The sequence below is a fragment of the Bradyrhizobium sp. CCBAU 45389 genome (assembly GCF_028128625.1).
Taxonomy (GTDB): Bacteria; Pseudomonadota; Alphaproteobacteria; order Rhizobiales; family Xanthobacteraceae; genus Bradyrhizobium; species Bradyrhizobium liaoningense_B.
This window is the reverse complement of record NZ_LBIY01000010.1, coordinates 1-13,500: the sequence shown is the minus strand read 5'-3', so window position 1 is coordinate 13,500 and position 13,500 is coordinate 1. Positions and strand designations below refer to the sequence as shown.

Here is a 13,500-nt window from a genome sequence, read left to right as displayed (position 1 = left end):
CGGCCATCCCGGTTTCACTTCGCGATGGCGGGAAGACAGAGCGGGCGCTTGCCCTTGCCGATGAAGTCGAGGATTTCCGCGATGGCCGGATCTTCCCCTGCGAGCGGCCGCGCCGCCTCGAGCCGCTCGGCAAACGTGCCGGGGCCGTGGAAGAGCTTCTGGTAGAAGCCGCGCACCGTCGCGAGCCGCTGCTTGGTGAACTTGCGCCGCTTCATGCCGATGATGTTGAGACCCTCGAGCACCGCATACTGGCCGTTGACCAGCCCGAACGGGATGATGTCGTCGCGCACGCCGCAGACGCCGCCCACCATGACCTGCGGCCCGATGCGGGTAAACTGATGGACCGCGGACAAGCCACCGATGAAGACGAAGTCGCCGATCTCGCAGTGACCGCCGAGCGTTGCCGACGTCGCGAAGATCACGTCGTTGCCGACATGGCAGTCATGGCCGACATGGCTGCAGTTCATGAAGTAGCCGCGGTCACCGACCGTGGTGATGCCGCCGCCGGCGACGGTACCGGCGTTCATGGTCACGGATTCGCGGATGGTGCAGCCTGCGCCGATCTTGAGCTTCGTCAGCTCGCCCCGATAGCTGAGCGACTGCGGCGGCGTGCCGAGCGAGGCGAAGGGATAGATGGTGCAATCGTCGCCAATGGTGGTCTGAGCCGTGACGTGCACATGGCCGATCAGCTTGCAGTTTTTGCCGATCACGACGTTCGGGCCGATGATGCAGAAGGGCCCGATCTCGGTGCCCTCGCCGATCACGGCGCCGTCCGCGACCCGTGCGGTGGGATCAATCTTACTCATCAAAAAGATCTGCTTATGTGTTGAAGTCGCTCGGTTTTCCGGTGGTTAGCGCGACTATGCCCGATCTGTCCAGTGACGTATCATCTCGTCGTGTTTCAAGTGCCGGATGAGGCCGCCGTCCCGGCCCTTCAACGTGTTCATGTGGAGCTTGAAGTCATCATGGTCAGGGCCCTGGCAGTTCTGCTCGCGCAGCTCGCGGCTGCGCCTGTTGTCTCCGAGACGATCGAGATCGGCGAGCGCCACCGCGTCGATCTCGGGACATTCGAGTGCCGCGACATCACCCGCAGCACGGTGCTCCAGCGGGTCTGCTACGATCGCGCGCGGCAGGACCTCGTCGTCGTGACGGGCGGCGCCTATGACCGCTATTGCGGCGTCACGGCCGAGACGGTCGACCGCCTCCTGGGCGCACCGTCCATGGGCCAGTTCTTCAACCAAAATATCAGGCGCGCGACCGCGGGCAGCCGCTACGACTGCCACGCGTGAATCCGTTCGCGCAAGCTGCTCCCTCAATCCGTCAGCATGGCGCCGACGTCGGCCTCCGCAACCACCTGGCCGTTGACCTTGGCGTCGCCGTGAAACCACCACATGGTCTTGCGGCGGCCGAGCGAGCGCATGTGATACTCGATGGTATCGCCGGGCAGCACGGGCTTGCGGAATTTGCACTTGTCGATCGTGAGGAAATACACCGCGCGCGGCTTCTCGGTGCCCTCGACCGATTTGATGCCGATCACGCCCGCCGTCTGCGCCATCGCCTCGATCATCATGACGCCGGGATAGACCGGACGCTCGGGGAAATGCCCCTGGAAGGCCGGCTCGTTGAAGGTGACGTTCTTGATGCCGATGCCGCTGTAATCGGCGCGAATGTTGATCACGCGGTCGATCAGCAGCATCGGAAAGCGGTGCGGCAGCGTCTGGAGGATCGCGTTGATATCCACCAGCTCGAACTTGATAGGCGATTCCTCCGTCATTCCCGTCCCTCGTCCTTCGGATCGGCCCTGCTGTCGCGTACCAGGCGCTCCACCGCGATAATTTCCTTGAACCACTGCTTGGTCGGCTTGGCAAAGAAGCCACCCCAGCGACCGTTCGGCGGGATGTCGTCCTTGACCCCGCTCATCGCCGTGACCTGGGCGCCATCGCCGATCTTGAGGTGATTGTTGATGCCAACCTTTGCTCCCAGCGCCACGTTGTCGCCGATGGTCAGGCTGCCCGCGAGGCCGATCTGGGCCGCCAGCAGGCAGTTCCGGCCGATCGTCACATTGTGGCCGATCTGGACCTGATTGTCGATTTTGGTGCCCTCACCGATCACGGTGTCGCGCAAGGAACCGCGATCGATGGTGGTGCCAGCGCCGACCTCCACGTTGTTCTGGATCAGCACCCGGCCGGTCTGCGGCACCTTCAGGTGGCCCTCGGGGCCGAAGAAGATGAAGCCGTAGCCGTCCTGGCCGATCGAGCAGCCCGGATGGATCAGCACGTCGTTGCCGATCAGCGCGCACTGGATGGCCGTGCGGGCGCCGACATTGCAATCTCGGCCGATCTTGACGCCGGGGCCGATGACCACGCCGGCGCCGATTACGGTGCCGCTGCCGATCTCGACATCTGGACCGATGACGGTCAGCGGTTCGACGACGACGTCATCCTCGAGCCGGGCGGAGGGGTCGATGATGGCGGACGGTGCGATACCCTCATTGCCGAACCAGGACTGCGGGCGCAGCGCATCGCCGTGCCACTGCCGGGCGATCCCGACGAAGGCGCGGAACGGTTGCGCCACCCGCAGCACGGCGACATGGGCAGGTACCTGGGCCTCGAAGCGCGGGCTCACCAGACAAGCCCCGGCCTTGGTCGCCCTGAGCTGATCGACGTATTTGAGGTTGTCGAAGAACGCCAAGTGCATCGGGCCGGCTTCGTCCAGCGAAGCCAGGCCCGTGATGACGTGGCCGGCCCTCGTGGGGTCAACCAATTGCGCCTTGGTCAGCGTGGCGATGTCGGCCAACGCTGTGGCAGGCGGCTTTGTGAAGAAGGTCGGCTGCGCCATTCCACCCCGTCGCGGTCCGGCTTCGGCATGAAGCGGTCAGGCCGCATCATGCCTTATCTCATGGACTGAGCACGATCTTTTTAGAGATCGGCCCCCCAGGAAAACTGAGGGGCCGGATCATGCCATGCTGTTCGAATTAGAAGGTGGTGCCGCCGCCGAACCGGAACTCCTGGGTACGGTCGTACTTGCCCTTGCTGAGCGGCACGGCGTAGTCGAAGCGCAGCGGACCGAATGGCGACTGCCAGATCAGGCCGACACCCACCGATGAGCGGATCACCCTGCTGTCGTCATAGATCAGGCCGGTACAGGTTCCGGGCGTCGCCGGATTGGTCGTCGACGGAGTACAGCCCGAGTTGGACGGCGTGGTCATTTCGTTAGTCACACTCCACGTCGTCGGTCCCTTGTAGTCGTAGAGACCGCCGGCGTCGGCATAGACCGCGCCCTTCAGACCCACTTCCTTCGGCAGGAACCAGAACGGCATCTGCAATTCGAGCGAAGCGCCCCAGTACTTGGTGCCGCCGAGCGCGTCCTGCGTGTCGTACGGGTTGATGTCGCGCGGACCGATGCCGTTCGGGGCGAAGCCGCGGACGAGGTTCGGGCCCATCTGGAAGTGATCGAGCATGCGCAGATCGTTGCTGCCGATCTTGTTCAGCATGCCGCTCTGCACGTGCACGAGGCCGACGATGTCAGACACCAGCGGGGTGTAGTACTTCGCGTCGATCACCGACTTCAGGTAGGAGACGTCGCCGCCGACGCCGGCGAAGTCCTGGCGGAAGTCGACGAGCAGACCGTCGGTGGGGTTCTTGTTGTTGTCCAGCGTGTTGTAGGTCAGCGTGTAGCCGAGCGCCGAGGTCAGGGTCTTGCCGTTGGCAAGCTCCTTGCGCACCGGCAGCGAGGCCTCGCCGTCGAAGTAGCAGCCGAGGCCGTTGGTCGAGCTCAGGTCGATCGGCGGCGTCTGCGCATTGGCGAAGGCCGGGCTCGGGTTGAATGCCGACGTGCCCAGATTGTTGTTACAGTTCGCCAGGTAGTACGGCAGCGTGATTTCCTGCTGATAGATCGAGTAGCGCAGCTGGAGCGCCAGATCTTCACGCAAGGAGAAGCCGAGACGGGGCGAGAAGCCGAGCGTCTTGGTGCCGTAGGAGATGTAGCTGTTGGACAGCTGCTGACGCTGATAGAGGTCGAGGCCGAGCGCGACGCGATAGTCGAGCAGATAGGGCTCGACGAACGACAGCGAATAGCCGCGCGCATACTGGCCGTAGGTCACCGACGCCTTGGCGAACAGGCCGCGGCCGAGCAGGTTGCGCTCGGAGATCGAGACTTCGGCGAGCGCGCCGTCGGTCGTGGAGTAACCGCCCGAGATCGAGAAGTCGCCGGTCGATTTCTCTTCCATGTCGACGATCAGAATGACGCGGTCGCTCGACGAGCCGGGCTCGGTCGTGATCTTGACGCTCTTGAAATAGTCGAGGTTCTTCAGGCGCCGCTCGGCGCGATCGACCAGTGCGCGGTTGTAGGCATCGCCCTCGGAGATATCGAACTCGCGGCGGATGACGTAGTCGCGTGTGCGGGTGTTGCCGCGCAGGTTGATGCGCTCAATATAGGTGCGCGGGCCCTCGTCGATGTTGAACACGACGGACACCGTGTGCGCCTCGAAATTGCGGTCGCCGCCGGGACGGACCACGGCGAAGGCATAGCCGCGGCGCGAGGCTTCGATCTGCATCTCCTCGACCGACTTCTCGACCGATTCGACGTTGTAGAGCGAACCGACACCGACGCGCGAATAGGCCCGCATCGAAGACGGATCGAAGTTCGGAATGCTGGAGCGGAAATCGACCGCGCCGACGCGATACTGCGAGCCTTCCTCGATCTTGAAGGTGACGTTGAAGCCCTTCTTCTCCGGATCGTATTCGGTGAGCGCGGCCACGACCTGGACGTCGGCGAAACCGTTCTTGAGATAGAAGCGGCGCAGCAGGTCCCGGTCAGCCTCGACACGATCGGGATCGTAGATGTCGCCACTGGCGAGGAAGCTGAGAAGGTTCGATTCGCGCGTCTTGATGACGTCCCGCAGGCGGTAGGACGAGAACGCGACGTTGCCGACGAAGTCGATCGACTTCACGCCGGTCTTGGAGCCTTCCACAATCGTGAAGATGAGGTCGACGCGATTGTTCGGCTGCTCGATGACTTCGGGCGTGACGCGCACGTCGTAGCGGCCGGAGCGGCGATAGATTTCGGCGATTCGCAGCGTGTCGGACTGCACCATGGCGCGGGAGAAGGTTCCGCGCGCCTTGGACTGGACCTCGGAGGTGAGCTGCTCGTCCTTGATCTTCTTGTTGCCCTCGAAGGCGATGCGCCCGATCACCGGGTTTTCCACCACGGAGACGATGATCTGGCCGCCGGAGCCGCGGTTGATCCTGACGTCCTGGAACAGGCCGGTCTCGATCAACGCCTTGAGGCCGTCATCGATGGCGCCCTGATCCAGGCGGCCGCCCGGACCCGGCTTGAAATAGGAGCGGATCGTCTCCACCTCGACGCGGCGATTTCCTTCGACGGAAATCGACTGGACGGTCTGAGCGAGCGCAGACGAAGACACAAAAACAGCCCCGACCGGGGCAACCACCGGCGCGCCGAACATGATCAGGGTTGCGAGCAAGCCCCCCCGGAGTCGCAGTCCAAACTTCATGCGCAACGCGCCCTTATCATTCCGTGCCAGACCCACCCCAACGCCGGTCTGGAGATTCCCCAAGTTCAGGCCGCTTGTAGCCAATTTCGCCGACGCCGCAAACGGCCGAAAGCGCCGTAATTTCAATTTCATTCCAGGACGTTGCTCAACAGCAACGCCACAAAAAAGCCCCTATCAGGAAGCTGCCATCCGCAGGATGTCGTTGTAGGTCGCAAACACCATCAACATCAGCACCAAACCCAGCCCGATTCGGAACCCCATCTCCTGAGTCCGCTCGGACAAGGGCCGGCCGCGAACCACTTCGGCCGCATAGAACATAAGGTGACCGCCATCGAGCAGCGGGATCGGGAACAGGTTCAAGAGACCGATCGACACCGACAGCACTGCGCAGAGGTTGATCACGAACTGGAACCCGGCGCTGGCCGCCTGCCCCGACATCTTCGCGATGCCAAGGACGCCGCTGACCTCGTTCGGGTTACCGTGCCCGACAAACAGCGAGCCCAGGAACTTGAAGGTGCTGGTGATGATGAACCAGACCTGTTCCACGCCGATCTTGAGCGCTTCACCGACACCGACGGGTGCGGTCGAGGCCTCGCCGGCCTGCGTCTTGTGCTCGACGCCGAGCACGCCGACACGGTGGCTGTTCCCGAACGGATCCTTGCGCTCGAGCAGCGCCGGGGTCGCAGACAGCGACACGATGGCGCCGTCACGCTTCACCTGGAACGCAAGTGTCGAACCGGCGTTCATCGCGACGATTCGCTGCATGTCGGCAAAGCTCTCGATCGGCTTGCCGTCGATCTGAACGACGACGTCCCCGATCTTGAAGCCGGCCGCCGCCGCCGCGCCATCGGCGACGACGCCGTCGACGCGCGCGATCGTGCTCGGCTTGCCGTAGTACAGGGCCATGCCGGCGAAGATCAGCGCGCCCAGGATGAAATTGGCGATCGGTCCGGCCGCGACGATGGCCGCGCGCGGGCCGACCTTCTTATGGTGGAAGCTGCCGGCACGCTCCTCGGGCGTCATGGCCGCAAGCGTCTCGGCCGACGGTGTCGAGGCTTCGCTCTCGTCGCCGAAGAACTTGACGTAGCCGCCAAGCGGGATCGCCGAGATCTTCCAGCGGGTGCCGTGGCGGTCGTTGAAACCGATCAGCTCCGGTCCGAAACCGAGCGAAAAGGTCAACACCCGAACGCCCGCCCAGCGCGCGACCAGGAAATGGCCGAGTTCGTGGAAGAACACCACGATGGTCAGGACGAACAGGAAGGGAACCGCGTAGCCGAGGAGCCCATGGCTCAATGCATTGAAACTATGGACAAAAAAGTCGATCATCGATTTCCCTCACCCAGCGCCGCAAGGCCCTGGCCCCGAACCAACTAGGATGCCTTTAAGGCAATTTGAGGCAATAGGGCGGCAGCTCTATTTCGAGCAACATGGTCAACAGAGATTGCATCATCGGCTGACGTCAGGGGCGCCTGGTTCCCGCCCCGGATCCAGTCATCCAGGGTCGCCTCGACCAGCCGGGCAATGGCGCCGAACCGAATCTTGCCGGCGATGAAGGCCGCGACCGCGACCTCGTTGGCGGCATTGTAGACCGTGGTGGCCCCCTTCCCGGTCCGCAGCGAATCGTAGGCCAGCCGCAGTCCCGGGAACCGCTCGAAATCCGGCGCCTCGAAGGTGAGCTGGCCGATCTTGGCGAGGTCGAGCTTGGCGGCCGGGCCCTTGATGCGATCGGGCCAGCCGAGGCAGTGGGCGATCGGGGTGCGCATGTCGGGCGCGCCGAGCTGCGCCATCACCGAGCGGTCGGAAAACTCGACCATGCCGTGGATGATCGACTGCGGATGCACCAGCACGTCGATCTCGTCGGGCGAGAGCGCGAACAGATAGGACGCCTCGATCACCTCGAGGCCCTTGTTCATCATCGAGGCGGAATCGATCGTGATCTTCTGGCCCATGCTCCAGTTCGGATGCTTCAGCGCCTGTTCGAGCGTCGCCTGCTCGATGTCCGCCGGCTTCCAGGTCCGGAACGGGCCGCCCGAGGCGGTGATGATGACCCGGACCAGCTCGTCGCGATTGCCCGATGCCAATGCCTGGAACAGCGCATTGTGCTCGGAATCGGCCGGCAGGATGCAGGCGCCTGCTTTTGCCGCGCGCTGCATGAAGAAATCGCCGGCGCAGACGAGGCATTCCTTGTTGGCGAGCGCGACATGCGCGCCGCGATCGACTGCGGCGAGAGCCGGCTTCAGCCCGGCAGCGCCGCTGACGGCTGCCATCACCCAATCGGCGGGACGCGCGCCAGCCTCGATCACCGCGCTTTCACCGGCGCCGCATTCGGTGCTCGTTCCCGCAAGCAGAGCCTTGAGCTCGCCGAGCTTTGAGCTGTCCGCGATCGCCACGAAGCGGGCGTTGAATTCCTTCGCGAGCTTGGCCAGCGCCTCGACATTGCCGTTCGCCGTCAAGGCCTCGACGCGGTAGCGCTCGGGCGAGGCGCGCAGCAGATCCATCGTGCTGTCGCCGATCGAACCGGTCGCACCGAGGACTGTGACGCTGCGAATGTCGGACGCAGCAAGCCTGTTATTACGCAAGGGAACGGCGCTCATATCCTCACCAAACCATAAGACCGCTTCCGGCGCTATGCACACCGTGACGGAGAAAGCCGATAAACCAGGCCGCCAGGATGGCGGCAACAAAGCCGTCCAGGCGGTCCATAAGCCCGCCATGGCCGGGAATTAAGTGACTGGAATCCTTGACGCCGAACCGCCGCTTCACCGCGGATTCGAACAGGTCGCCGGCTTGCGACACCACCGAGAGCACGGCGCTGACGAGCAGCAGCGGGATCGCCTTCCCGACCCCGAAAGCCGCAAAGCCGGTGGCGACCGCAAGGCTGGCGGCAAAGCCGCCGAGGGCTCCGGCCCAGGTCTTCTTCGGGCTCACCCGCGGCCACAGCTTCGGCCCGCCAATGCCGCGGCCTGCGAAATAGCCGCCGATATCGGTCGCCCACACCACGAGCAGCACGAACATCAGTGCGGAGAAGCCGTTGACGAGGTCCTTCCGCACCAGGATCGAGGCCAGCAGCGCCGCCGATGCATAGGCGAAACCGGTGGCTGCCCATAAGAACTTGCCCCGCGCGATCAGCATCACGATCGCACCGCCGATGAGGCCGGTGACGACGGAGGTCTTGAGCGCGCCAAAAGCGACGGCGGCTCCCATCATGGCGATGACGATCGTCCCTGCCCCGGTCAGCGCGGCTGATCCCGCGCCCACCACCATCAGCCATTCCGCGAACAGCCCGATCGAGACCAGGGTGACGAGAAGCGCCCACAGCCAGCCGCCGGCATAGGCGATCGCAATGGTCAGCGGCGCCAGCACCAGCGCTGCGAGGACGCGCAGCACGAGATTGCTCGGGGCAGGCTTGGCGCCCGCCGGTGCGGTGTCGGATTCGCTCACGAGGCGGTTTTCGCGACCAGGCCGCCGAAACGGCGCTCGCGCCTGGCAAATTCGGCGATCGCGCCCTCCAGCGCCGCCTTGTCGAAATCGGGCCAGTGGATCGGCACGAACACGAGCTCGCTATAGGCGGCCTGCCACATCAGGAAATTCGACAGGCGCTGCTCGCCGCTGGTGCGGATGATGAGATCGGGATCGGGAATGTCGGGCGCATCGAGATGCGCGCCGAGCGTCTCGGCATCGATCGTGGCAGGATCGCGCTTGCCTTCGGCAACCTCGCGCGCCAGCTTCTGCGCCGCCTTTGCGATCTCCTGCCGCGAGCCGTAGTTGAAGGCGACGACGAGCGTGAGGCGCGTGTTGTCGCGCGTCAGCTCCTCGGCCTCGTTGAGCAGCGCGCAGATATCGCTTTCGAGCCCGTCCCGCTCGCCGATGATGCGGACCTTGACGCCGTCGCGATGCAGACTCGCCAGATCGTTGCGGATGAAGCGGCGGAGCAGACCGAAGAGATCGCCGATCTCGCTCGCCGGACGCGACCAGTTCTCCGACGAGAAGGAGAAGATGGTGAGATAGCGGATGCCGAGCTCGTGCGAGGCGCGCACCACGCGGCGCAGGGCCTCGACGCCGCGGCGATGCCCCTCTGCACGCGGCAGGCCGCGCGCGGCCGCCCAACGCCCGTTGCCATCCATGATGATGGCGACATGCGCGGGCGCGTCGGACCGGTCAGGCCCTTCCGTTGCTGGCGCGGCGACGTTGGACATGAAGGCGATGCCTCAAACGGTGAGGATTTCTTTTTCCTTGGCGGCGAGCAGCTGGTCGATCTCGGCGATGGTGCCGTCGGTCGCCTTCTGCACCTCGTCGGCATGACGCTTCTGGTCGTCCTCCGACATCTCGTGATTCTTCTCGAGCTTCTTGAGGACGTCCAGACCGTCGCGGCGGACGTGGCGCGCTGCGACCTTGGCGGCTTCCGCGTATTTGTGCGCCACCTTCACCAGCTCCTTGCGGCGCTCCTCGTTGAGCTCGGGGATGCGTAGGCGCAACACCTGGCCTTCGGTCGCGGGCGACAGGCCGAGATTGGAATCGACGATCGCCTTCTCGACCGCCTTGACCATCGACTTGTCCCAGACCTGCACCGAGATCAGGCGCGGCTCGGGCACGCTGACGGTGGCGAGCTGATTGAGCGGCATGTGGCTGCCATAAGCATCGACCTGCACGGGATCGAGCATCGAGGCCGACGCGCGCCCCGTGCGCAGACCGCCAAGCTCGTGCTTGAGCGAGGCGACGGCGCCCTGCATGCGGCGCTTCACTTCGTTGAGGTCGAAATTACCCGTGGCCATCACGTTTCTCCTTCAAAATCCCGGCGACCTCACCGTGCCTTCCCTTGAGGCACGGCAGCTGAGCCGTCAGCCGGCGACGATGGTTCCGTGGCCGACACCACGCAGAATCGCACCGATCGAGCCCGGCTCCGCGATCGAGAACACGATGATAGGCAGCGACGTCTCGCGGGCAAGCGCGAAGGCGGTCGCATCCATCACCTTGTAGCCGCCTTCGATCGCCTGCGAATGCGTCAGCCGGTCGAATCGCGTGGCGCTCGGATCCTTCTTCGGGTCGGCCGAGTAGACGCCATCGACATTGGTCGCCTTCAGGACCGCCTCCGCGCCGATCTCGGCGGCGCGCAGCACCGCGGTCGTATCGGTGGTGAAGAACGGGTTGCCAGTCCCGCCGCCGAGCAGCACGATCCGGCCTTCGGCGAGGTATTTGTGCGCCGCGGTACGGGTGAACAGCTCGGAAATCTCGGGCATGACGAAGGCCGACAGCGTCCGCGCCGGCGTGCCCTTGCGCTCGATCGCCGCTTCCAGCGCGAGGCAGTTCATCATGGTGGCGAGCATGCCCATGGTGTCGCCGGTGGTGCGCGAGACCCCGCGGGACGAGACCTCGACGCCGCGGACCATGTTGCCGCCGCCGATCACGACCGCCACCTCGGTGCCGAGCTTGCGGGCGGCGATCAGATCGTCCGCAACCCGGTCCACGGTCGGCTGATCGATGCCAAACCCCTGCTGTCCCGCGAGATATTCGCCGGACAGCTTGATCACGACGCGACGATAGACCGGATCAGTCATGAGCACTTTCCTTGTCCGGGCGCCGCTTCCGGCGGCACGCCGGAAGGAACGTTCCGGCGCTTACTTCTTGCCGCTGGCCGCCGCGACCTCGGCTGCGAAGTCGCTTTCCTGCTTCTCGATTCCCTCACCGAGAGCATAGCGCACAAAGCCGGCGATCTTCACTGCGCCGCCGACCTTGCCCTCGGCTTCCTTCACCGCCTGCGCCACCGACTTGCCGGTGTCGTGGATGAAGGCCTGCTCGAGCAGGCAAACTTCCTTGTAGTAGGTCTTCAGGCCGGACTCGACGATCTTCTCGATCACGTTCTCGGGCTTGCCCTGCTGACGATATTTGTCGGCGAGCACGTCCTTCTCGCGCTTGACCACCGCCGGATCGAGGCCGGACGGATCGAGCGCCAGCGGGTTGGCGGCGGCGACATGCATCGCGATCTGGCGGCCGAGCGCTGCGAGTTCGTCGGCCTTGCCGGGCGATTCCAGCGCAACGATCACGCCCATCTTGCCGGCGCCGTCGATGACCGCGCCATGGACGTAGTGCGACACCACGCCCTGCTTCACCTCGAGGGCAGCAGCGCGACGCAGGGTCATGTTCTCGCCGATGGTGGCGATCGCATCATTGATGGCGGCTTCGATCGTGACGTCGCCGACCTTGGCGGCCTTGATCTTCTCGACGTCGGCACCGGCGTCGAACGCGACCTGGGCGATCATCTTGACGAGGCCCTGGAACTGGCCGTTGCGCGCGACGAAGTCGGTCTCGGAGTTGACCTCGACCACGACGCCCTTGGTGCCCTTGGTGAGCGCGCCGATCAGGCCCTCGGCCGCGACGCGGCCCGACTTCTTGGCGGCCTTCGACAGGCCCTTCTTGCGCAGCCAGTCCTGCGCCGCTTCCATGTCGCCATTGTTCTCGGTGAGCGCGGCCTTGCAGTCCATCATGCCCGCGCCGGTCGATTCGCGCAGGTCCTTGACCATCGCAGCTGTGATCGTTGCCATCGTTGAAAATCCTTTGTGCCTGCCGGTTTGCCGCGGCGTGGCATCCAATCGCCCCGCCGCGGTCCATCTCAGGGATTCGCGTCAACTGAAATGGTGGCCGGATCCTATCCGGCCAACCCATCGCTCGTTTTGACTATTCCGCTTCCGCGGTCAGCGCCTTGGCCTTGGCCACCCACGCATCCGCGCGGCTCGGCAGACCGACTTCTTCGCCGATCGTGTGCGCGGTGTCGTGGTCGAGCTCGGCGAGCTGCCAGTAGTGGAAGATGCCGAGGTCGTTGAACTTCTTCTCGATCGCACCCGACACGCCCGGGAGCTTCTTGAGGTCGTCGGCGGTGCCGCGGGGACCAGCGAGGCCCTGGAAGCCGCTCGAGGACGCCGCCGGCAGCTCTTCGGCGAGCGGACGAGCGGAAGCACCGATGTCGATGCCCGAATCGCCCTGGGCGCGCGAGATGCCGTCGATGGCCGCACGCGCGATGAGATCGCAATACAGCGAGATGGCGCGGCCGGCGTCGTCATTGCCGGGGACCACATAGGTGATGCCCTTCGGGTCCGAGTTGGTGTCGACGATCGCGGCGACCGGGATGTTGAGGCGCTGGGCCTCCTGGATCGCGATGTCTTCCTTGTTGGTGTCGATCACGAAGATCAGGTCGGGCAGACCGCCCATGTCCTTGATGCCGCCGAGCGAGCGGTCGAGCTTGTCGCGCTCGCGCTGAAGCGTGAGGCGCTCCTTCTTCGTGTAGGAATTGGCTTCGCCGCCCGAGAGCACGTCGTCGAGGTGACGCAGGCGCTTGATCGAGGCCGAGATCGTCTTCCAGTTGGTCAGCGTGCCGCCGAGCCAGCGCGAATTGACGAAATACTGCGCGCAGCGCTTGGCCGCGTCGGCAACGCCGTCCTGCGCCTGGCGCTTGGTGCCGACGAACAGGATGCGGCCGCCCTTGGCCACCGTGTCGCTGACGGCCTGGAGGGCTTGGTGCAGCATCGGCACGGTCTGGGCGAGATCGACGATGTGGATGTTGTTGCGGGTGCCGAAAATGAACGGAGCCATTTTCGGATTCCAGCGGTGAGACTGGTGACCAAAGTGCACGCCAGCTTCGAGCAGCTGACGCATAGTGAAATCGGGCAGTGCCATGTTTCTAATTCTCCGGTTGGTTCCTCCGGAAACGTGTGAGCAAAACGGAGCCTTCTCGCCCCGGTTGCCACCGGACGGCCTTGTGAGCCATGTTTCCGTGTGAGATGGCGCGCTCTATAGCGCAATTTCGGCCAGAAGCAAGGAAATAAGGGCCTTTCGGGGGCGGTTTTCGCCCGCGAAAGGCCCCTATTCCGTCAGTACCGCCGTACCATCTAGCACTTCGGCTGGTTGGGCGGACACTTCTTGGCGGCAGGCGGCGGGGCCGCCGGGCGTGGCGGAGGTGCCGCCGGACGCGGTGGGGCCACGGCCACCCGGGG

The 13,500-nt window shown here is 64.7% G+C and carries 13 protein-coding genes; 1 reads left to right on the top strand and 12 read right to left on the bottom strand.

The features are described 5' to 3' along the window. Nucleotides 1–14: 14 nt before the first annotated feature. Nucleotides 15–806: an acyl-ACP--UDP-N-acetylglucosamine O-acyltransferase gene (gene lpxA, locus XH79_RS05580; protein WP_271580992.1), complete on the bottom strand. Its 792-nt coding sequence runs from the start codon at nucleotides 804–806 to the stop codon at nucleotides 15–17. A 159-nt stretch (nucleotides 807–965) separates the two neighbouring features. On the opposite strand from lpxA, the gene XH79_RS05575 reads away from it, so the two are divergent. Next, entirely contained in the window at nucleotides 966–1,289 is a 324-nt protein-coding gene (locus XH79_RS05575; RefSeq protein WP_271580991.1) for a KTSC domain-containing protein, read from the top strand. Between the two features lie 23 nt (nucleotides 1,290–1,312). Here the strand turns inward: XH79_RS05575 and fabZ are convergent, their stop codons facing one another. From fabZ to XH79_RS05520, 11 genes are all read right to left on the bottom strand, one after another. Then, nucleotides 1,313–1,774, bottom strand: a complete 462-nt coding sequence (gene fabZ / locus XH79_RS05570) for a 3-hydroxyacyl-ACP dehydratase FabZ (RefSeq protein ID WP_183238958.1) — start codon at nucleotides 1,772–1,774, stop codon at nucleotides 1,313–1,315. Continuing rightward, entirely contained in the window at nucleotides 1,771–2,838 is a 1,068-nt protein-coding gene (gene lpxD, locus XH79_RS05565) for a UDP-3-O-(3-hydroxymyristoyl)glucosamine N-acyltransferase (protein WP_271580990.1), read from the bottom strand. Before lpxD ends, fabZ begins: the two co-directional genes overlap by 4 nt. A gap of 136 nt (nucleotides 2,839–2,974) precedes the next feature. Continuing rightward, on the bottom strand, nucleotides 2,975–5,515 hold the full coding sequence (gene bamA, locus XH79_RS05560) for an outer membrane protein assembly factor BamA (RefSeq protein WP_212336039.1): 2,541 nt from the start codon (nucleotides 5,513–5,515) through the stop codon (nucleotides 2,975–2,977). A 174-nt stretch (nucleotides 5,516–5,689) separates the two neighbouring features. Beyond that, complete coding sequence (gene rseP, locus XH79_RS05555) at nucleotides 5,690–6,841, bottom strand: RIP metalloprotease RseP (RefSeq protein WP_271580989.1); 1,152 nt, start codon at nucleotides 6,839–6,841, stop codon at nucleotides 5,690–5,692. Nucleotides 6,842–6,885: 44 nt separating this feature from the next. After that, a complete protein-coding gene (gene dxr, locus XH79_RS05550; protein WP_212336037.1) occupies nucleotides 6,886–8,109 on the bottom strand; it encodes a 1-deoxy-D-xylulose-5-phosphate reductoisomerase in 1,224 nt (407 codons plus the stop codon). A gap of 4 nt (nucleotides 8,110–8,113) precedes the next feature. Then, nucleotides 8,114–8,956, bottom strand: coding sequence for a phosphatidate cytidylyltransferase (locus XH79_RS05545; protein WP_271580988.1), 843 nt, complete (start codon nucleotides 8,954–8,956; stop codon nucleotides 8,114–8,116). Continuing rightward, entirely contained in the window at nucleotides 8,953–9,711 is a 759-nt protein-coding gene (locus XH79_RS05540; protein ID WP_271580987.1) for an isoprenyl transferase, read from the bottom strand. Before XH79_RS05540 ends, XH79_RS05545 begins: the two co-directional genes overlap by 4 nt. Before the next feature lie 12 nt (nucleotides 9,712–9,723). Continuing rightward, nucleotides 9,724–10,287 (bottom strand): ribosome recycling factor, encoded by a 564-nt coding sequence (gene frr / locus XH79_RS05535; RefSeq protein WP_057756077.1) that lies wholly within the window; start codon nucleotides 10,285–10,287, stop codon nucleotides 9,724–9,726. Between the two features lie 66 nt (nucleotides 10,288–10,353). After that, a complete protein-coding gene (pyrH, locus tag XH79_RS05530; RefSeq protein WP_211411007.1) occupies nucleotides 10,354–11,070 on the bottom strand; it encodes a UMP kinase in 717 nt (238 codons plus the stop codon). Nucleotides 11,071–11,130: 60 nt separating this feature from the next. Then, nucleotides 11,131–12,054, bottom strand: a complete 924-nt coding sequence (tsf, locus tag XH79_RS05525; RefSeq protein ID WP_212336033.1) for a translation elongation factor Ts — start codon at nucleotides 12,052–12,054, stop codon at nucleotides 11,131–11,133. A 133-nt stretch (nucleotides 12,055–12,187) separates the two neighbouring features. Next, on the bottom strand, nucleotides 12,188–13,183 hold the full coding sequence (locus XH79_RS05520) for a 30S ribosomal protein S2 (protein WP_211411005.1): 996 nt from the start codon (nucleotides 13,181–13,183) through the stop codon (nucleotides 12,188–12,190). Nucleotides 13,184–13,500: the final 317 nt, after the last annotated feature.